The 20,461-nt window shown below is 59.1% G+C and carries 14 protein-coding genes; 12 read left to right on the forward strand and 2 right to left on the reverse strand.

Features of this window, described 5'->3' with window-relative positions; all coding sequences use genetic code 11:
* Positions 1-52: 52 nt before the first annotated feature.
* The 6 genes from HY868_13725 to HY868_13750 all read left to right on the forward strand — a co-directional run bounded on the left by HY868_13725 (position 53) and on the right by HY868_13750 (position 9,050).
* Positions 53-1,747 carry a polysaccharide biosynthesis tyrosine autokinase gene (locus tag HY868_13725; GenBank protein ID MBI5303187.1) on the forward strand — a complete coding sequence of 565 codons (1,695 nt, stop codon included), beginning with the start codon at positions 53-55 and terminating at the stop codon, positions 1,745-1,747.
* A gap of 138 nt (positions 1,748-1,885) precedes the next feature.
* Positions 1,886-3,571 carry a polysaccharide biosynthesis tyrosine autokinase gene (locus HY868_13730; protein ID MBI5303188.1) on the forward strand — a complete coding sequence of 562 codons (1,686 nt, stop codon included), beginning with the start codon at positions 1,886-1,888 and terminating at the stop codon, positions 3,569-3,571.
* A 264-nt stretch (positions 3,572-3,835) separates the two neighbouring features.
* Entirely contained in the window at positions 3,836-5,083 is a 1,248-nt protein-coding gene (locus tag HY868_13735) for an efflux RND transporter periplasmic adaptor subunit (GenBank protein ID MBI5303189.1), read from the forward strand.
* Positions 5,084-5,204: 121 nt separating this feature from the next.
* Positions 5,205-6,578 carry an O-antigen ligase family protein gene (locus tag HY868_13740; protein ID MBI5303190.1) on the forward strand — a complete coding sequence of 458 codons (1,374 nt, stop codon included), beginning with the start codon at positions 5,205-5,207 and terminating at the stop codon, positions 6,576-6,578.
* Positions 6,575-6,856 (forward strand): hypothetical protein, encoded by a 282-nt coding sequence (locus tag HY868_13745; protein ID MBI5303191.1) that lies wholly within the window; start codon positions 6,575-6,577, stop codon positions 6,854-6,856. Before HY868_13740 ends, HY868_13745 begins: the two co-directional genes overlap by 4 nt.
* Positions 6,857-6,926: 70 nt before the next feature.
* Positions 6,927-9,050, forward strand: coding sequence for a GNAT family N-acetyltransferase (locus HY868_13750; protein ID MBI5303192.1), 2,124 nt, complete (start codon positions 6,927-6,929; stop codon positions 9,048-9,050).
* Between the two features lie 167 nt (positions 9,051-9,217).
* Here HY868_13750 and HY868_13755 read toward each other — a convergent pair whose 3' ends face one another.
* Together HY868_13755 and HY868_13760 are read right to left on the reverse strand one after the other, a co-directional pair.
* Positions 9,218-10,951 (reverse strand): ATP-dependent DNA ligase, encoded by a 1,734-nt coding sequence (locus HY868_13755; protein MBI5303193.1) that lies wholly within the window; start codon positions 10,949-10,951, stop codon positions 9,218-9,220.
* Between the two features lie 16 nt (positions 10,952-10,967).
* Entirely contained in the window at positions 10,968-12,128 is a 1,161-nt protein-coding gene (locus tag HY868_13760) for a tetratricopeptide repeat protein (GenBank protein MBI5303194.1), read from the reverse strand.
* Positions 12,129-12,217: 89 nt separating this feature from the next.
* Between HY868_13760 and maf the strand changes: the two genes are divergently transcribed.
* From maf to HY868_13790, 6 genes are all read left to right on the forward strand, one after another.
* Positions 12,218-12,859 carry a septum formation protein Maf gene (gene maf / locus HY868_13765; GenBank protein ID MBI5303195.1) on the forward strand — a complete coding sequence of 214 codons (642 nt, stop codon included), beginning with the start codon at positions 12,218-12,220 and terminating at the stop codon, positions 12,857-12,859.
* Positions 12,860-12,937: 78 nt separating this feature from the next.
* Positions 12,938-16,327, forward strand: a complete 3,390-nt coding sequence (locus HY868_13770; protein ID MBI5303196.1) for a UvrD-helicase domain-containing protein — start codon at positions 12,938-12,940, stop codon at positions 16,325-16,327.
* Positions 16,324-17,979: a GAF domain-containing protein gene (locus tag HY868_13775; GenBank protein ID MBI5303197.1), complete on the forward strand. Its 1,656-nt coding sequence runs from the start codon at positions 16,324-16,326 to the stop codon at positions 17,977-17,979. Before HY868_13770 ends, HY868_13775 begins: the two co-directional genes overlap by 4 nt.
* A gap of 95 nt (positions 17,980-18,074) precedes the next feature.
* Positions 18,075-18,470, forward strand: coding sequence for a hypothetical protein (locus tag HY868_13780; protein MBI5303198.1), 396 nt, complete (start codon positions 18,075-18,077; stop codon positions 18,468-18,470).
* Positions 18,471-18,597: 127 nt separating this feature from the next.
* Positions 18,598-19,344 (forward strand): creatininase family protein, encoded by a 747-nt coding sequence (locus HY868_13785; protein MBI5303199.1) that lies wholly within the window; start codon positions 18,598-18,600, stop codon positions 19,342-19,344.
* Between the two features lie 457 nt (positions 19,345-19,801).
* On the forward strand, positions 19,802-20,461 hold a 660-nt coding region (locus tag HY868_13790), incomplete at its 3' end, for a transporter substrate-binding domain-containing protein (protein ID MBI5303200.1).

Here is a 20,461-nt window from a genome sequence, read left to right on the forward strand (position 1 = left end):
CGCGCGAGCAAGTTGGAAACTTGCACCACAACGAACAGCAAGGAAGTGCTCTGTGGAATTACGATATTATCTACGTTTGCTTCGCAAATGGATTTGGCTCGCGATTCTCGGCGGCATACTCGGCGCGGCGCTGGGATTCGGTTATAGCGCGATCACCGTCCCGGTCTACCAGTCCACCGTGACCTTGCTCATTTCGCAGGGCACCGACCCGTTGCGCGACCCGTACTATTCGATGATCACGAGCCAGCGCGCCGCCATCACGTACGTCGAGCAACTCAAATCCCCGGAAGTCCTCGAACAGGTCGCGCGCGAGTTGAACATCGCCACACTGGCTGGCGGTCTACCCGCCTCCGTATCCGTGCAGAACGTGCGCGACACGCAGTTGATTCGCGTCTCGGTCGAGGACACCGACCCGGCGCGCGCCCAGGCGATTGCGAATCAGATCGCCAGAGTGTTCAACGATCAACTGAACACGTTTCAAATGGAACGCTATCGCATCGTTCAGGAAGATATGGACCGCCAAGTTGCCGAGGCGCGCAAAAAGATTGACGAAACGCAAAAAGCGCTCGCACCGCTCGGCGACGCGAACGACCCCAGGTCGCTCGCCGCGCCCGAGTTCGTCCGCACCGAACGCCAACGCCTGCAATTGGAACTGACGACGCTCCAATCCCAATATGCGGTGCTGCTCAAAAGCGCACAAGACGTACGGCTTGCCGCGTCGCGCTATACCGATTCGGTCAGCATTTCCTCGCCCGCCAAACTGCCGCTCGCGCCGGTACGCCCGCGCACCTCGATGAACATGTTGATCGGTCTCGCGATTGGCGCATTGCTGGGTCTCGGGCTTGCGTTCCTCGTCGAGTACCTCGACGACTCGGTCAAGAACTCGGACGACGTGTCGCGCGTACTCGAACTCGGTACGCTCGGCACTGTAGTACGTTTTCCCAAAGGCACCAAGAGTCCCCTCGTCGCCGTAGACGCGCCGCGCGCGCCCTACGTCGAAGCGTATCGGAACCTCCGCACCAATTTGCAATTCTCGTTCGCGGTGGATGCGGCGGCGACGCTCGTCGTCACGAGCGCGGAACCGGGCGAAGGCAAGAGCACGACGATCGCGAACCTCGCGGTCGTGATGGCGCAGATGGGCAAGCGCGTGATGCTGGTGGATACCGACTTGCGCCGCCCAACCCAGCATCTCCTCTTCGGCATCCCGGCAGAACCGGGGCTGACCGATGTGTTCCTCGGCGAGCAAACGCTCGATCAGGTGGTGCGCGCGACCCAGGTACCTGGCTTGCATCTGCTCGCCAGCGGTCGCCTGCCGCCCAACCCTGCCGAATTGCTCGCCTCGACGTGGATGGACCATTTTATCGCGCTGTTGAAAGAACGATACGACATTGTGCTGTTCGACTCGCCGCCGATTCTGCCGGTGACGGACGCGATCCTCCTCGCGTCGAAAACCAAACATCTCGCGTGGATCATTTCCGCCGGCAAAACGCGCACCGAAACACTGCGCCGCGCGCGTGAAGCGCTCGCACAGGTGGACGCCAAAATCTTGGGCGTCGTATTGAATCGCGTGACCGGCGGCAGCGGATACGGTTACTATTACTATTACTATTACTCCAAAGACGGCGGAAAGAAAAAGCACGCCCATGCGGAGGGACTGCCCGTCACTCCGTCGGTGCTCATCTCTGGGAATGGGAACGGTAAAGGGAAAGCGACTGAACTACAAGCGCCACCGGAAAAACTGGGTTAAAAAAGCGAGACAAGTTGGAAACTTGTCCTACAAATTCGGAAGACCATCCAGAACGCGGCGACATGGTGGCACGGCGAGAGGGTTGCTCGGTCTCTCCATCTTGCCGGATCTCCCTGTCGCCTTTTATGGGAGTGACGCGTGGAGTTAAAACGATATCTTGTGCTACTACGGCGCTGGTTATGGCTCATTGTCGCCGGCGCGATCGTCGGCGGCGCGTTGGGGTACGGCTATAGTCTCTTTAGTACGCGGATCTATCGCTCCACCTTGATTCTCCAAATCAATCAAGGCACGGATCCTTTGCGCGATCCGTACAACTCGATCCTGACGAGCCAACGTCTTGCGGCGACCGGCGTCGAACAATTGCGTTCCCGCGTCGTCCTCGAGCAAGTCATTCGCGACCTGGACTTGTCGTACACGTTGAACCGGTTGAGCGACAACACCGCGGTGCAAGCGGTTCGCGACACCAACCTGATTCGCGTCGCGGTCGAGGACCCCGACCCAGCGCGCGCCCAGGCGATCACGAATCAGATCGCCAAGGTATTCATTGACAAATTGAGCGCGTTCCAACAAGCCGGCTTTCGCACCGCGCAAGAAGATTTAGAGCGCCAAGTCGCCGAAGCGCGCAAGAAAATTGACGAGACGCAAAAAGCGCTCGCCCCGCTCGGCGACGCGAACGATCCCAAGGCGCTGTCCGCGCCCGAATTCGTCCGCACCGAACGCATGCGCCTACAGCTGGAATTGACAACTCTGCAATCGCAGTATTCGGTGCTCCTCAAGAGCGTGCAGGACTATCGGCTCGCCGCGTCGCGCAACATTGATCCGATCACCATCTTTGCGCCCGCCGACTTGAACACCGAGCCGGTCCGCCCGCGCATTTCGACGAACACGCTAATCGGGTTAGCCATTGGCATGTTTCTCGGTCTCGGACTCGCGTTCCTCTTCGAGTATCTCGACGATTCGATCAAGACGTCGGACGACGTGGCGCGCGTGCTCGAATTGAGCGTCCTCGGCAATGTGGTGCGTTTCCCGAAAGGCGCGAAGGGACCGCTCGTCGCGGTGGATGCCCCGCGCGCGCCGTACGTCGAAGCGTACCGCAATCTCCGAACCAATTTGCAGTTTTCGTTCGCGGTGGATGCGACCGCGGCGCTCGTCGTGACGAGCGCGGAACCGGGCGAAGGCAAGAGCACGACGATCGCGAATCTCGCCGCCGTCCTCGCCCAAGCCGAGCGGCGCGTCATCCTGGTGGACACCGATTTACGGCGCCCGACCCAACATCAGATTTTCAACCTGCCCGCCGAGCCAGGGCTGACCGACGTATTTCTGAACGAGCACGCGCTCGACCACGCGGTTCGCGAGACCGCGATTCCAGGATTGTATTTGCTCGCCGCTGGCAAGATTCCGCCGAATCCAGCCGAGTTGATCGCGTCGCCGTGGATGGACCAGTTGATCGTGAAACTCAAAGAGCAGTACGACATTGTGCTGTTCGATTCGCCACCCATTCTGCCGGTAACCGATTCGATCTTGCTCGCGGCAAAAACCAAGCATTTGCTCTGGGTTATTTCCGCTGGCAAAACGCGCACCGACACACTCCGCCGCGCGCGCGAAGGGTTGGGGCAAGTGGACGCCAAGATCGTCGGCGTCGTATTGAATCGCGTCGCGGCAGGCAGCGGCTATGGCTCGTACTATTATCACTATTATTCCCAGGACGGCACGCGCAAGCCATCCAAGTCGTCGGCGCTGTCTCCGAACCGCGCGCATCGTTCGGGCAACGGCAAGGAACCCGTTGCGACGTTTGAAGCGCCGCCGGAAGCATTATCCAAATGATAAAACGCAGTAGCGTAAAAGTCGCTTTGTCATCCTGAGCGAAGCGAAGGATCGCCCAAGCAACTTGCGAGATTCTTCGTCGCTTGCTTGAATTCACTTTGCTACGCGATTTCAAGAGCCGCTCCTCAGAATGACAAAAAGTGAGTTTTGCGGTATTGCGATAAAACCTTCGCCAATTGCAGCCGGCAAACGGCGATAGAATCCAGGTTTCTCCCCTACGGGGAAACCTGGATTCTGGTGAAGGCATCCAAATGAGGTGAGGGATTGAATTCGGTAAAAATCTGTCTAGCTAAAATTTTGAGCGTGTGCATGTTGTTCGTCATCGGGTTGGGCATCGCCGCGTGCGATGGCACACCCGCGCCGCGCGCGATCCCAACGTTTGCGCCACGTCCAACGACGACGCCGACCTTGCCCGCCGCCAAGGGCGGCATCGTCAAGGTCGCCCGCGGCAATCTCATGCAAACGATTGGCGCGCGCGGGCGCGTCAGTTCGGTCCGCGAGTCATTTCTCTTTTTCAACATCAGCGGGGTCGTCAGCAATCTCAACGTCGCCGCAGGCGATCAGGTCAAGCAAGGCGCGCCGATCGCGCAGTTGGACGCGTTCCAACTCGAACAGGATTTGAACCTCGCCAATTACGAAACTGCTAGAACCGATCTTCTCTTGAAACAAGCACACGCGCGACTTGTGTCTTACGATTTCAAGATTGAAACTACGAGTACCCTCTACACGCGCACGCTCGATTTACGCAACCAGACATTTCAAATCTACAAGCTCAAAGCACCTATGCCTTCTGACCACATACGCGCGATTGATGAATATACCAAGTATCAACAAGCCGAAGAGGCTTTCATGCGCGCCGCAGCTGAACTCAATTCGCTCAAGACGGAAAAGCAGATCACCGCGCTCGATGTAGATCTGTATACAAAACTGCACCTGTATCATCAAAAGCGCGCTGAATCTTTGCAGTCACGCTTGAATGGCGCAAAACTCGTCGCGCCGCTCAACGGCTTGGTCATCTCGATTGACAAAAATGTTGGCGACGCGGTGACCGCATTCGAACCGATTGGCGCGATTGCCGATCCATCGCAGTTGCAAGTTGAAGTGAGCGTGCCGGAGACGGACATTCCATCGGTGTCGCTGAACCAAGCCGTGCGCATCGTGCTCGATGGTTTTCCGAACAATTCGTTCGCCGGCAAAGTCAAGGAGATCGCGTCGCGCGCCTCCATCTTTCAGGGTAAGAACGTGTATCGCGTCCTGATCGCGTTCGATAATCAGACCCAGGTTCCCGCGACGTTACGCACCGGCGCGGATGTCGCGTTCGTGCTGCAAGCGAAAGATGACGTGCTCCTTGTGCCGACGAATGCGATTCAAACCGACGGGTTAACCCGGTACGTGAACGTCTTGCGCGAGGGCAAGGTCGAACGCGTCCCGGTCGAGATCGGCGCCAACGGCAGCACGCAAACGGAAATCGTCTCCGGCTTGAACGAAGGCGAACAGGTCTTGATTCCATAACCGCCCACGGAAATTAACGGGGCGCGGACAAACGCGGATGAATGCGGAAAAAATCGCGAAGCATCCGCGTTTGTCCGCGTTTACATGTGTTCGAGATTATGCGCACACGAGTAATGAATTGATGCGACTCTTCACCTGGCTTGATCGCTGGCACTGGGTCATCCTCGCGCTCGCCGCGCCGCTCCTCTTGTTCCCTTCGCCGTCGCGTTCGTTCGCGATGCTCGTCGTGCCGGGCTTGTGGCTAGGCGGCATGCTCGCGCGGCGTAGACCGTTGCGCCGCACCCCGCTCAACCTCGCCTTGCTCATCCTCGCGCTGATGGTGCTCGTCAGTCTGTACGCCACGTACGACATCGCGCAAAGTCTGTCGAAAATCGCCGGGATGGTGCTCGCGTTCGGCGTGTACTTTGTCATGGCGCGCAAGGCGCGGCGCTTTATCGGCTGGTGGGCGAGCGCACTCGTCTTTGCCGCGACGAGTCTCGGCATCGCCGTGTTCGCGCTCGTCAGCGTGCAGTGGGGCGCGAAATTGCCGATCATCGGATCGCTCGTCGCGCGTTTGACGCCGCGCATCGTCGGCTTGCCCGGCGCGGAGAGCGGCGTCTCCGCAAACGAACTTGCCGGCGCGCTCGTGTGGAGCATTCCGTTGTTTGTCGCGTTAACGCTTGCGCTGTGCACGCGTCGCGCCGCGGTGCGCGAGATGCTCGGCAATTTCCGCACGTGGTTCGCGCTGCTCGCGCTCGGCGGCGCGACGCTGTTCACGCTCGCGATTCTCGTGCTCACGCAATCGCGCGGCGGATACCTGGGTCTCGCCGTCGGTCTCGCCGCGATGGGATTTGTCGTAGCATCGTCGCGCTGGCGCGCGGTGATGCTTGCCGGCGGGATCGTCATTTTGATCGCGGGAATCATTTGGCTGCGCGCGGATGTGACCGCGACGCCAGATGAAACCGCCTCTGCGCTCTCCGCCGAATCGGTTGTGAGCACCTGGGACGGTCGCACCGAAGTCTGGTCGCGCGCGATCTATGGCATTCAAGATTTTCCATTCACCGGGATGGGCATGAATACCTTCCGTCGCGTCGTCCACGTGCTCTACCCGCTTTTTCTCGTCGGTCCCGATTTCGATCTCGCGCACGCGCACAACGAGTTTCTCCAAGCCGCACTCGATCTCGGCGTCCCAGGATTGATCGCGTTCCTCGCGTTGTATCTCGGCGCGGGCGCGATGCTGTGGATGATCTGGTCACACGCCGGCGCGACGTTGCCGGATGCGCGCGTGCTCCGCGCGGTCGTCCTCGGACTCGGCGCGGGATTGCTCGCGCACGCAGTCTACGGCATGACCGACGCGGTGACGCTCGGCTCCAAGCCCGGCGTGTTGTTTTGGATGATGCTGGGATTGATCGCGGGCTTGTATCAACAAATGACGCGCGACCGATTAGGTCGCTGGTACGACTGGTTCGGCAACGCGCGTGCTGTACCGCCATCCAGCCCGGAATCGTTGCGATGATCGAGTGGCTCGGCGTGTTTGCGGCGGCGATGTGGATCGGCGGACTCGCGTGGCTATTGACCGTCCTGGGATTTGCGCGCACGTTCCGCGACAAGACCACTCGCCAAGTCCTGGGTGAACCTGAGTATCGCCTCGCGACTACCAGCGGCATTCTCCTCTTTACCGTCGGCATGGCGCTCGGCGTGAACACGTGGTACGAGCGCGCGGGCTGGATCGTGGTCGCGCTCTTGACGATCTGGGACGGCATCACCGTATGGCAAGCGATGCGTAAATCGTAGGACAAGTTTCCAACTTGTCCTATATTTTTTGGCGAGGCAATTTGGAAAATCGCCCTACGAGTAGACAAATATGACCACACGCAAACTATGGCAACGCGCGCACGCACCGGCGCTCTGGATCGAAGTCCTCATCACGCTCCTCGGCGTCGCGAGCATCGTCTTCGCGCTCAGTGTCTACCCGCAAGCGTTCCCGTCCGCCGCGCTCGACCTCACGCTCTCGCGCGATGAGGTCGCCCAGCGCGCGCAAACGTACGTCGCCGCGCACGGTTACGCGCTCGACGGGTACGAGTTCGCGCTCACGTTCAACGAAGACACGGGCGCGTCGTATTTTTTGCAGCGCACGCTCGGCGTCGCGGAAACGAATCGCCGCGCGCGCGCGGACAAGTTGCCGCTGTGGTATTGGCGCGCGCGTTGGTTCAAGCCGTTGCAAAAAGAAGAATTCATCGCGCGCCTCGCGCCGGACGGTACGGTGCTCGCGTTCGAACATCAAGTGCTGGAGAACGCGCCGGGCGCAAAACTCGCGCTCGCGCAAGCGCGCGACATCGCGGAAAAATTTTTGCGCGAGGATCGCCAATGGGATTTGGCGGATTGGGAGAACGTCGCCGCTTCGAGCGAGGAACGCCCGGGCGGACGCGCCGATCATCACCTCGAATGGAAGCGCCGCGATTTTTCCGCCGGCGCCGGCGAACTGCGCGTGACCGTAGACGTGCAAGGCGACCGCGTAGGATTTTACAGCTACTGGCTCAAGTCGCCTGAATCGTTCACGCGGCAATTTGAAGAGGGACAGAATCGCGCGGGCTTTTGGGGCACGCTCAGTTATCTGCTCGGCTTTTTCGGGATCGGCATTTTCAGTATCGGCGCGTTCCTCGCGGCGAGCCAACGCGGTTGGCGCATTGATCGGCTATGCAAGGGCGTGATGATCGCGGTCGGGATCATCAGCGCATTGACCGTGCTGAACACACTCCCCCTCGCCAAAGCGTCGTACGCGACGACCGAGGATTACACACTCTACTGGGTGATGCGCGTGATCGGCGCGGGGCTGTTGATGGTGTTTAGCGCGACGCTCGTCGGCGCGCTGTGGACCGGCGGACGCATTCTCAGCCGCCAAGTCTGGCGCTACCAGGACAAGATTCTGCCGCGCGGCGACGACCGCTGGATCATTCTCGCGCGGTCGAGTTGGCGCGGCTTGATGCTGGGTTGCTTGATGGCGGGCTACGTCGTCCTGTTCTATTTCATCGCGACGCAGTGGTTCGGCAGTTGGACGCCGCTCGAAGCCGATTACTCGGACTTGTATGCGACGCCCGCGCCCTTTCTCGCCGCGCTCTACATCGGCTTGATTCCGGCGACGACCGAGGAATTGTTGTTTCGCGTCGCGGGCATTCCGCTCGTCTTGCTCATCACGCGCCGCCGCGTGCTCGCGCTGTTGATTCCCGGCGCGTTGTGGGCGTTCGCGCACCTGGGTTATGTCACCGATCCGTTCTACCTGCGCGGCATCGAACTGACGATTGGCGCATTCTTTCTGGAAGGATTATTCTTTTACCACTTTGACGCGACGACGACGATGGTCGCGCACTTTGCGTACAACGCCGGGCTGACCGCGCTCCCCTTGCTCCGTTCGAGCGATCCGTACTTTGTCGCGTCCGGCTTGATCGTCATCGCGATCATGCTTGCGCCGATTGCGCCGGGCGCGCTGCGCGCGCTCTGGCGCGTCGCACGCGGCAAGCGAACACGCGCGTCGCAAATGAGCGTTGCACCCGCGACCACGGACGACCTCGCCGCGCTCGCGCAATTCGAGGACGCCACGCGCAAGTGGGAGGACGCGCTCGCGGATGCGACCCAGGTTGTGTTGTGCCTGCGCGCGGACGCGCACGTGATCGGCGCGGGGATCGCGCAGATGGACGAACACAACATCGCGCGCGTCGTCGCCGTTCACATCGCGCCGGCGTGGCGTCGCCGCTACTGGGCGACCGTGCTTGTGGACGAACTCGCGGCGACGATGAAAGCACGCGGTGCGACCCAGATCCAGGCGACCTCGTTCGTCGCCGACAAACCGGCGACCGCGTTCTGGGCGAGTCAAAATTGGTTCGTCGGCGCGTTCACGTTCGCCTCCGATCTCGCGCCGCAACCACCTAAAAATTTACGCGAACGATTCGCGCGTCACTTTGCCACGTTGCGGGTCATGTTGGGGATGTAGTGCAATAGTGCGGTAGTGCAATAGTGCGGTAGTGCAATAGTGCGATAGTGCGGTAGTGCAATAGTGCGATAGTGCGGTAGTTGATTCCAAAAAGAAACGCGCTCCTGTTAGGGACGCGTTTCTCTTTTGATGTAACTATCGCACTATCGCACTACTCAACTATTGCACTACTCCGCGACCTTACTCGTCGTCTGCTTCTCAAACATCTTGAGAATTTCTTTGATGGTCGTCGCGTCCTCCGGCTTTTTGTCCACGCGAATAAATCCGACGACGCGCGGAAAGCGCAACGCGTAACCTGGCTCGTCGCCCACTTTGCCGGCGGTGTGAATCGGCGAGCGCGTGATTTCGTCGGCGGTCATCTCGATCACGTACTTGGGTTCGACCCACACGTCCGGCTCCATCACCGCATCCACGCGCGCATGCCGATGCTGGGTCTTGATCTTATCGAGCAGTTCGCGCATCTGCACCCACTCTTCGTCTGAAAAACCCGTGCCGATCTTTGCGATGGTCGCGAACTTGTCTTGCTTGGCGTCGTACACTGCGACGAGCAACGCGCCGATGCCAAATTTCGCGCGCATCCCGCGCCCGCGCAAGTAACCGACGACCACGCCGTCAATCGTATCGCTCAAGTGTCCTTGGTACGACCGCTTCAACTTGATCCAGTTGAAATTGCGCGCGCCGGCTTGATATTTGGAATCGAGCCGTTTCGCCATGATCCCTTCCAAGCCGCCGGTGATCGCGTCCATAAAGTACGTTTCGATCTCTTTGGCGTCTTGGGTAACTATGTGTTGCGAGATTTGCACGCGTTCGCCCGGCGCGAGGATGGACACGAGTTTATCGTGGCGCGCGAGGTACCCTTGCCCCGTGAAATCCTTGCCGTCCACGTACAGCAGATCGAACGCGACGAGACGCAACGGGAACTTGACCGTCATCGCTTCGAGATCGTACTTGCGTTTGCGTTGCATCGTCACCTGGAACGGATGAAACTCACCGGTCTCTGGATCGTACGACAACGCCTCCCCTTCCAGAATCGCGGACTTGGCTTGGATTTGCGTGCGGATGCCTTCGACAATATCGGTGAACATCGCGGTCGTTTCTTCGAGGTTGCGCGAGAAAATTCGCACCGAGTTCCCTTGCTTGTGCACCTGACAGCGAAAGCCGTCGAATTTCTTCTCGATGGCGCATTTGCCGAGCCGAGTCACAATGTCTTCGGCGTTCTTGGCGCGTTCGGCGAGCGCCATGCGGACCGGGTTACCCACCTTGACCTGGATTTTCGCGAGCGCGTCCACGCCTTCGGCTTTGAAGATGCGCGCGACCTGACCCAGGTCGGAGCATACGTTGTATGCGCGTTCGATCTGCGGACGCAGCGACTTGTCGCCCGCTTTCGACCACGACAATCCTTCCATCACCGTCGGGTCGCCGATGCCAAGCCGCAAGCGTCCGAGCGGGATTCGCAGAACGTACTTGGCTTCGCCGCCCGATACCTTCTTCAAAAGGTCGGCGAGCATATCGGTTTTGTTGGCGACCGTGCCTTCGCCGCTCGCCGTCGCGATTTGGGTCAAGCGTTCGAACACCTGCGCGACCGTCAACTTTTTCGCGTCGTCGCTGATCAGTTTTTCCGCGACGAGTCCGTAATCGCCGTACTGTTTGTAAAGTTTTTTGATCGCGTCTTTATCTTTGCCGCTGGCTTTCGCCAACGCTTCCGCGGCGAGCGCCTCGCCAATGCCAAAATCAATCGGCTCGAACGCCGGACCCAAGCGTTCCTGGGTCAGGTAGACAATCGGCGCGATGTCGTCTTCGCTCGCCTCTTTGAACAGTTCCGCGACGATCCCGGTCATTTCCAAACGCTTGGTCGTCGCTTCGAGCCGCGCGAGATAGTCTACGAGTTTTGAAAAGCGCATTGTATCCTCCGTCTCCTCACACCTTGCTCAACCTGGGTGGCATCTTCGTTCCCGTTGACGCGGCTTCGGCGAGGCGCGTCTCTTCGTTGCCACGCGCGTTCTTGCGCGTCTGGTAAAATTCCTGGCTTGCTTCCGCGCCACGATTCAACGCGCTCAACAACAACGCGAGGTTGAGATGCGCGGTGAACGAAAATGGATCGAGCGCGATCGCGCGGCGATACGCGGCTTCCGCCTCAGCGCGCTTGCCGCGCGATTGCAACGCCACACCCAGATCGTTCTGCGCCTCGCTGTTCGTCGGATCAATTCGCAACGTTTCTTGGTACAATCCGATCGCGCGATCCACCTGCCCGTTCGCGTGAACCTTGCGCGCGAGCGCGTACCGCGCATCCGAGTCCATCGCATTTTCCGCCACGCGCTTTTCCAACGCGCTCGTCGCCAGCGCGTGCACGCTGTCCGCCAATGGCGCAGTCGGTTGCACGGATTCGAGAGCGGACGCCGGTTCGTTCATCACAGTCGTTGCGGTTGACATCGGCATTTCGGCTGGCTCACTTTCGCCGATTGGCGCGCCGAGTTTATCCGCCAGCGTCTGCTCCAACTCCTTCATCTGCTCTGGCGCGATTTTCTCCAGCACCGTTTTGATCGCGGTCGGGAATTGAACGCCCACCTCTTCCCAACGCACGCCGGTGAGATTGGATACTTTCTGCGCGAGTTGTTGCATCTCCTCCTCGGTGCCTTGCCGATTCAGTTGGATGCGTTTGCCATCGCGCATGACCGCGTTGACCAACCACATTTCCGCGACCCGCGCATTTTGCGACGGCGGGCGATACCCTTGCAATTCGATCTTGTCCAATTCGTTGAACGAATACGTCGTCGTCGAGAGCGGAACGAAAACGAAACGGCGCACGCGCGCGAGCGAACGGCTCGTACGGTCAATCACGATGGAAGCGGAAACAAGCGCGGCGAGAAATGCCGAAGTGAATGGTACCAGCGCAAAGACCAGAACAAGTATCACATTGATCCAGTCTATAGTTTTGCCGGATACACTGGGCAGTAAAAGCACCGCCAACATGACCAGCCACATCAAGCCAAAGGCAAGATTGCCCAGGCGCGCACCGGTCGCGGGTTCCAACGTGAGTGTGCCCGTTGCCAAATTTTCGCGCATCTTCAATGCCGCCATCACGTCACTCCTTCGTCCATGCCGCCGTTATTATAACACGCGTCGCATCGCGTCACAACCGTTTGACAAATCGAGGTCGTTCCTCTATTATGCGACGCGTGTTTGTACTGGCATCCACCTCACCCCGGCGACGCGAACTGATCCAACTGTTCGGTCAGCCGTTTCATTTTGCTTCTGCCGATGTGGACGAGACGCCGCGCGCTGGCGAGCCGCCGGACGAACTCGTGCAACGACTGTGCCGCGCCAAAGTCGCGCGCGGCATCGCGATGTTTCCGCGCGATATCGTCATCGCGTGCGATACGATTGGCGTGCTCGACGGCGTGATCCTGGGCAAGCCACGCGATTCCGACGACGCGATTCGCATGTTGACCGCGTTGCGCGAGCGTCCGCACATCGTCTACAGCGGACTTGCGGTCGCGCACGGACACCAACACATCGTCCGCGTCGCGACGACGACCGTTTGGATGCGCGATTACTCCGACGACGAGATCGCCGCGTACGTCGCGACCGGCGATCCACTCGACAAAGCCGCGTCGTACGCGATTCAACACAACGGTTTTCGCCCGGTCGCGCGATTGGACGGATGCCAAGCGAACGTGATGGGCTTGCCCTTGTGTCATCTTCACCGCGCGCTCAAAGCGCTCGGCATCGCCGTGCCGGAACCGGACGCGGCGTGCCAGGCACACCTGAGTATCGTTTGCCCGGTCGCGCGCATCATTCTTTCCGATTAGTAAACAATCAACAGTGAACAGTGAACTGTTGCCACTGTTGACTGTTCACTGCTCACTTCTCACTGTTCACTGAAACCCATGGACATTCTCGAAAAACTCAATCCCGCGCAGCGCGATGCCGTGCAACTCGTAGACGGTCCCGTGCTCGTGCTCGCCGGACCTGGGTCGGGCAAGACGCGCGTGCTGACGCACCGCGTCGCGTACCTCATTCACGCGCGCCGCATTCCCGCGCACAACATTCTCGCGGTGACGTTCACGAACAAAGCCGCGCGCGAAATGCGCGAACGCCTGGTCCAACTTGCCGGCGAAGCCGCCGTCCGCGATTTGACTATCGGCACGTTTCACGCGACGTGCGCGCGATTTCTCCGCGTGAACGGCGACCGCGTCGGCTTGGACCGCGGCTTTGCGATTTACGACGAAGACGACCAGACACGCCTCATCAAGCAAATCCTCAACGAGTTGAATCTCGACGACAAGAAATATCGTCCGGGCGCGGTGCTCGGCGCGATCAGCAAGGCGAAGAACGAACTGATCGAACCGGACGACTACGTGCCGCCCTCACTCTGGCACGAAGCGGTGCGCCGCGCGTACGCGCGTTATCAACAGATGCTCGCCGCAAACAACGCGGTGGATTTCGACGACCTGTTGATGACGACGGTGCGTTTGTTCCGCGAAAATCCGGACGTGCTCGAACGCTACCAGAATCGCTATCTCTATTTGCACGTGGACGAATTCCAGGATACCAACATGGCGCAGTACGTGTTGGTCAAGTTGCTTGCGGACAAATATCAAAATCTGTTTTGCGTGGGCGATGAAGATCAATGCCTTCCATCCGGCGCGCAAATTCAGACCTCCCAGGGTACGCGTCCCATCGAGTCGCTGCACATCGGCGATTCGCTCGTCGTCGGCGCGGGACGCGGCGAGATAATGGAGATGCCGATTGAGCGGATTCATTCGCAAACGTATCGCGGGCGCATCGTCCGAATCTGCACACAGCGCGGGCACACCTTGTTGGCAACACCCAACCACATTCTGTTTGCGCGTCTAAGCGCGGTACCGAATTTTCACTATGTCTACTTGATGTACCGCGCGGATCGCGGCTATCGCATCGGTCTCGCGATCGGTTCGCGTTCGGACGGAATAAGTTCGCGTCCCATTACCGGTTTGGCGATTCGCGCGCGTCAGGAAAACGCCGACAAGGTCTGGATTCTACGCGTCTGCCGTTCGCGAGCTGAGGCGGCGTTCTACGAACAATTTTACGCGTTCAAGTATGGAATTCCGACCACGCTATTTCATGGTCGGGGGCGTGCGCTGGCGCTGACGGAAGCCGAAATCGCGCGGCTTTATGATTCACTCGACACGCGCGCCCACGCCGCGCAATTGATGTCCGACCTGGGATTGTTTCCGGAATTTCCCCATCACCGTCCCAAAGCCGTGATCCGTGGCGCGATTGCCGACCGCAAACTTCTCAATTTCAAATTATTCGGCGACTGTCGTCGCTCGGAACAGAGTCCGTGGACAGCGCACCGCGTCAGTTTGAACACCACCGATCGCCAGCTCGAAGCGGATCTGAAAGGGCAAGGTTACCATACGCGCGCCGGGCGTCGGCAGACCTGGCGACTCGAAACCTCGAATCTCGATTACGACAAAGCGGAAGCATTCTTGCGCCAAGTATCCGAAAATTATCCGACGCTCGAAATCGTCTCGTCTGCGTTTTTCACCGACACGAAATCGGAAGGCGGCGAAACCTTATCCTTTGATTTTCAACCGGCGAGCCACATTCGTCCAACGATGATCGTTCCGGTTTTTGAAAAAGGGCGCATCGTTGAAGATACGGTGACAGAATCGTCGTTCGACGATTATGATGGACTGGTCTTCGACTTGGATGTTCCGAAAGTGCGTAATTACATCGCCGATGGGATCGTCGTCCACAATTCAGTGTACGGCTGGCGCGGCGCAGACTATCGCAACGTCTTGCGCTTTAGCGAGGATTTTCCGAACGCACAAACGCGTCTGCTCGAACAAAACTATCGCTCGACGCAAACGATTCTCGACGCGGCGCAAGCCGTCATTCGCAAAAATCGTTCGCGGCACAAGAAAGAATTGTGGACCGAGAATCCACGCGGTGTGCCGCTCACGCACATCGAAGTGTTCAACGACGAGGAAGAGGCGCAGTTCGTCGTGGACGAAATCGCGCGCTTGACGCGCGGACAGTACCGCCCGCGCGACATTGCCGTGTTCTATCGCACCAACTTTCAATCGCGCGGGATCGAAGATGCGTTCGTGCGGCGCGGGATGAAGTATCAACTCATCGGCTCGTTGCGCTTTTATCAACGCCGCGAAATCAAAGACGTGCTCGCGTACCTGCGCTTGATCGCGAATCCGCACGATAGCGTCGCGTTTATGCGCGTGCTCAACGTGCCGCCGCGCGGCATCGGCAAAAAGACGATGGACGACCTGGCGCAGTGGTCGCGCAAATTGCAAGTGTCGCAGTACACCGTGCTCCAAACACTCAAGGATGAAGACGAAAGGACGAAGGATGAAAAAATTCACGCGGAGCGTTCATCCTTCACGCGAAGCGTTCATCCTTCCTTTGATAGCCGTTCGCGCAAGGCGTTGCTCGCGTTCGCGCATCTGCTCGATAGTTTACGCGCGGCGCAGGTCGAGAAAAATTTGTCCGAGGTCGTGGACGCGATCATCCAAAAAACTTCGTTCGACGAGTACGTGCGCGACGGCACGGAAGAAGGCGAAGACCGGTGGGGCAACATCACCGAAATGCGCCGCGCGGTGAAAAAGTACGCCAGCGTTCCCGCCGAGACCGCGCTCGTGCAGTACCTCGAAGAAGTCGCGCTCGTGAGCGATCTCGATTCTCTGCGCGACGACGCGGACGCGGCAACGCTGATGACCTTGCACAGCGCCAAGGGTCTCGAATTCCCAGTCGTGTTCATGGTCGGTTTGGAAGAAGGATTGTTCCCGCACTCGCGTTCGTTCGACGACCCCGCGCAGATGGAAGAAGAACGGCGCTTGTGTTACGTCGGCATCACGCGCGCGAAAGACAAGTTGTACCTCGTCAACGCGTTTCGTCGCACGACGTACGGCACATCCGAGGCAAGCGAGCCGTCGCGCTTTCTCAAAGATATTCCGCGCGAGCTGCTGGCATCCGACGGACGCCGGCAGATCGCCGACCACCGCCCGACCACGACGCGCGAACGGTACGTGCGCGACGATGATTTCGAGATTGACGACGACACACCGCGTCGCGCGACGCGCCATGCGTCACCCGCCGTCCGTCACGCGTCTCCCGTCACACGCTTGCGCGCCGGCGACCGCGTGCATCATGCGACATTCGGCGAAGGCGTGGTCGTCACGTCCAAAGCGCTTGGCGATGACGAAGAAGTTGAAGTCGCGTTCGTCGGCAAAGGCGTCAAACGTTTGCTGGCGAGTCTCGCCGGGTTGAAAAAGAAATGAGCGATTCACCACCCGCATATCAGTTCAGCGATTTAGAACAGATGTGGGGCGCGATCGGCAAAACCCTGGTCGCCGCCTCCGACTTGGACGCCGTGCTCACCTCGGTCATGCGCGCGGTCAACGCGCAGTTGAACGTCGAGACTGGCTCGGTGTTGTTGCGCGTGCCGGGCAAAGATGAACTGGCGTTCGCCAAAATTCTGCACGGCGACGAAGAACAATTCGCCGCCGTGCGATTACGCGTGGGGCAAGGCATCGCGGGCTGGGTCGCGCAGACCGGTCAATCGGCGCTCGTCGCGGACGCGCAGACCGACGCGCGGTTTTACGCCGACGTGGATCGCACGACCGGGTTTACGACGCGCGCGCTTCTCGCCGTCCCTTTGCTCGCGCGCGGCAACGTGATCGGCGTCATCGAGTTGGTGTCCCGCCGCGCCAACGCGTTCACCGTCGCCGATCAACTTTTGCTCGAAGCCATCGCCGCGCCGGTCTCGATCGCGATTCAAAACGCGCGCTTGCACAAGGAATTGGATTATCGGTTGCAAGAGTTGCATACGGTCTTGCACAAGGTCGAGCGCGCGAAGAAAGAATGGGAAAGCACGATTGACGCGATCGAAGAAGCGGTATTGCTGGTTGACGAGAATTGCCGCATCCTCCGCGTGAATCGCGTGCTGGCTAATTGGCTCAACACCACGCCCGCCGCGTTGGTCGGCAACTATTGCTATCACGTGGTGCATGGAACCGATACACCGCCGGAGCGTTGTCCGCATTCCCAGGTGCTCGCCGAGCTAAAGCAAATTCATACCGCCGAATTTGAAAAGCAAATTCATACGACCGAATTCGATGAGCCGCATCTGAACCGCACGGTGCGCCTTACCGTTTATCCTCTACGGGTGAGTGAAGGATTCGAGGCGAGCACCGCGAACGTGTTGAAAGATGTCACCGCCGAACGGCGCTTGCAGGCGCAATTGTTGCAATCGGAAAAGTTGGCGGCAACCGGGCGCATGGCGGCATCGCTGGCGCACGAAATCAACAATCCCTTGCAGGCAATTCAGGGTTGTTTGGATTTGACCGGCGCGAATTTGGGCAATCCCGAAAAACAGGAACGTTATCTCGCGATGGCAGGCAACGAGTTGAATCGGCTGACGACCATCGTCAAACGGATGCTGGATTTTTATCGCCCGGCGAAAGGCGAACGAACGCCGTGCGATCCACGCGAAATCTTGGACGATGTGCTCGCGCTGGCGGCTAAACGCATCGCGCAAGGACGCGTGACGTTGCACATTGATTGGATTGACAACACGCCGACTTTGCAGCTCGTCAGCAATCAGTTCAAGCAAGTTTTTCTGAATCTGATTTTGAACGCGCTCGAAGCGATGACGCAAGGCGGCGAGTTGTATATTCGTGGCTACCTCGTCGAGCAGAAGGGACGCTGGCTAGCGATTTCGTTTGGCGATACCGGCGTCGGCATTTCTCCCGACGAATTGCCCAATATCTTTGAACCGTTCTACACCACCAAAGCAGACGGCACCGGCTTGGGCTTGGCGGTCTGCCAAAGCATTGTCACGAATCACGGCGGACATGTCACCGCCGAAAGCGCGCCCAGCGTGGGCAGTACGTTTACCGTGTGGCTACCCCTGGACTCTGAACCCGGTTAGCCCAAAACCAAACCCAGGTTTCTCGAAGAAACCGGATTCCGGCGAAGATTCGTTTCGATCCACCCGTTATGCAATCGCGAGGTAGGATAAACAAAGTGCAAACGCTTCCCGAAAACAACAGTCAGTCGGTTTTTGAACAGATCCTCCGCGCGATGAATGACGCGGGCAAGTTCAAGGTCGCGGTATTGGCAAGCGGCGACGGGTTGCCCATCGCGGCGGTACCCGCGCCAGCGGAGTTTGACGCGAACACTGTCGCCGCGATGGTCACGCTCGTCAAAGAGTTTGTCGAGCAGACGCGCTTGCGCTTGGGCTTGGACACGGTGGACGAAGTGGCGATGGTTCTCGGCGACGGTTCGCAGTTGGTGTGCCGGTACTTTTACGTCGCCGGGCGTTGGTTCATTCTCGCGATCATCGCGCCACGCGAGCGCACGTATCGCCGCTTGACGACCATCGCCGTGAACGAAATCCGCGCGGCGCTCGGCACGGCGTAACCAAACTTCACAACTTGCAGATGTAGGGCAAATTTCCAATTTGCCTAAAGATTGCGGCAAGTTGGAAACTTGCCCCACATTTTGTGGCAAATTGGAAATTTGCCCTACAATTTGGGAGGTATCCACATTGAATCTACTCGCGGAAATGTCATGGCAAGAAGTACAGGACTATCTCGCGCGCGACAATCGCATCATCTTGCCGCTCGGTTCGACAGAGGAGCACGGACCGCATCTCGGACTCGGCACCGATTCCATCGAAGCCGAAGCGATTGCGCGCGGCGCAGGCGAAGCGACCGGCGTTATCGTCGCACCGACGCTGAACTATGGCATGGCGCTCGCGCAGATCGCGTTCCCCGGCACCGTGTCGCTTCGTCCGACGACGCTCATCGCGGTGCTCGAAGATATTTTTCGCTCGCTGCATCGGCACGGCTTTCGCCGCGTGCTCGTCGTGAATGGACACGGCGGCAACACCGCGTCGCTCACGAGCGCGGCGCAGACCGTCAGCCACGACCTCGACGGATTGCGCGTGAAATCGTTCGAATGGTGGACGGACGCGGAATCGTATCGCGTCGTCATCGAAATGCTCGGCGAGCAAGCCGGCTCGCACGCGTCGCCGGGCGAAACCGCGTTCATGCTCGCGGTGCGACCGAGCGCGGTCAAGTTGTCACGACTAGACCCGAAGGGTTCGCTTGCGCGAAAACCCTTCGGGTCGCCGGTGATTCCTTCGCGCGAGATCACAACCGTGCAAACGTTCGCACAAAAATATCCGGACGGCATCATGGGGCGCGATCCTGGTTACGTGACGCGCGAAGCGGGCGAGGCGTTGTTGCAGAAATCGGTGGAGATTTGCGCGCGCGAGTTAGTGGACTGGTAAACAATTTTGACAAATCGTGGCTTATCACGATAATGGGGCTGAACGAAAATCGAACGACCGAGTGTGAAGATGCCCTCTAAAATGTTTCGGACCTTGCAGTCCTTGGATTGACGCCGTCACGCGTCCGTCCAAGGATTTTGTTTTTGAAACGTAACGATGCGAAACACTGGTGATTACCCACAAGTGTCATTGCGAGCGAAGCGAAGCAATCGCCTCGCAATGACATGATGCTTATCGGCTTTTCGTCACGCGATTTTTGAAAAGACATGGATAACGCGCAAACGTTCTTGACCGGATTGGGTAGACATGATAGAATGCCGCGCAAATTCTAGGCACGGCACACTCTATCCTTCGCGCGAGGACGCGCTTCGCGACGACGCAAGGAGGTGATGGGATCAGCGCAATGATCGCACGATAAACCCAATCCCGTAGACTTTAATCCTGGAGGAGGAGAGACATGAAGAAAATCGTTCTAGCAGTGGTAGCCCTAACCGCGCTGGCGATTCTCGGCGCATTTGCCTCGACACCGACAACCGTGTCCGCCGATGTGCCGCCAGCCCAAGCAACCCCCGCGCCGGCTTCGCAACCCGCGGGCGCACGTCTCGCGCTCATCAAGAGTCGCGGCAAAGTTATCTGCGGCGTCAACGACGCACTCCCCGGCTTTTCCGCACTCGACAAGACCAGCGGTCAGTTCTCCGGCTTTGACGCCGATTACTGCCGCGCCGTCGCCGCCGCCGTACTCGGTGATGCCGCGAAAGTCGAATTCCGCCCACTCAACACCGCGCAACGCGGTCCCGCTTTGCAGACCGGCGAAATTGATCTGCTCATCCGCAACACAACCTGGACGGTCAGCCGCGATACCTCGTGGGGTTTGTTCGCGCCGACCACGTTCTACGATGGGCAAGGCATGATGGTCAAGAAATCGCTCAACGCAAAATCGCTCAAGGACTTGAAGGGCGCGACCATCTGCGTTCAGCAAGGCACGACAACCGAATTGAATCTCACCGATCAAATGCGCGCCGCCGGTGTGGATTTCAAACCGGTCGTGTTCCAAGACATTGATCCAACCTACGCCGCGTACGAGCAAGGTCGTTGCGATGCCGTGACGAGCGACAAG

Source organism: Chloroflexota bacterium (genome assembly GCA_016219275.1).
Taxonomy (GTDB): Bacteria; Chloroflexota; Anaerolineae; order UBA4142; family UBA4142; genus JACRBM01.

Coding starts and splice junctions, on each gene's coding strand:
- HY868_13740 (MBI5303190.1), top strand. CDS start 5,205: ATGCGACTCTTCACCTGGCTTGATCGCTGGCACTGGGTCATCCTCGCG.
- HY868_13745 (MBI5303191.1), top strand. CDS start 6,575: ATGATCGAGTGGCTCGGCGTGTTTGCGGCGGCGATGTGGATCGGCGGA.
- HY868_13750 (MBI5303192.1), top strand. CDS start 6,927: ATGACCACACGCAAACTATGGCAACGCGCGCACGCACCGGCGCTCTGG.
- HY868_13755 (MBI5303193.1), bottom strand. CDS start 10,951: ATGCGCTTTTCAAAACTCGTAGACTATCTCGCGCGGCTCGAAGCGACG.
- HY868_13760 (MBI5303194.1), bottom strand. CDS start 12,128: ATGGCGGCATTGAAGATGCGCGAAAATTTGGCAACGGGCACACTCACG.
- maf (MBI5303195.1), top strand. CDS start 12,218: ATGCGACGCGTGTTTGTACTGGCATCCACCTCACCCCGGCGACGCGAA.
- HY868_13770 (MBI5303196.1), top strand. CDS start 12,938: ATGGACATTCTCGAAAAACTCAATCCCGCGCAGCGCGATGCCGTGCAA.
- HY868_13775 (MBI5303197.1), top strand. CDS start 16,324: ATGAGCGATTCACCACCCGCATATCAGTTCAGCGATTTAGAACAGATG.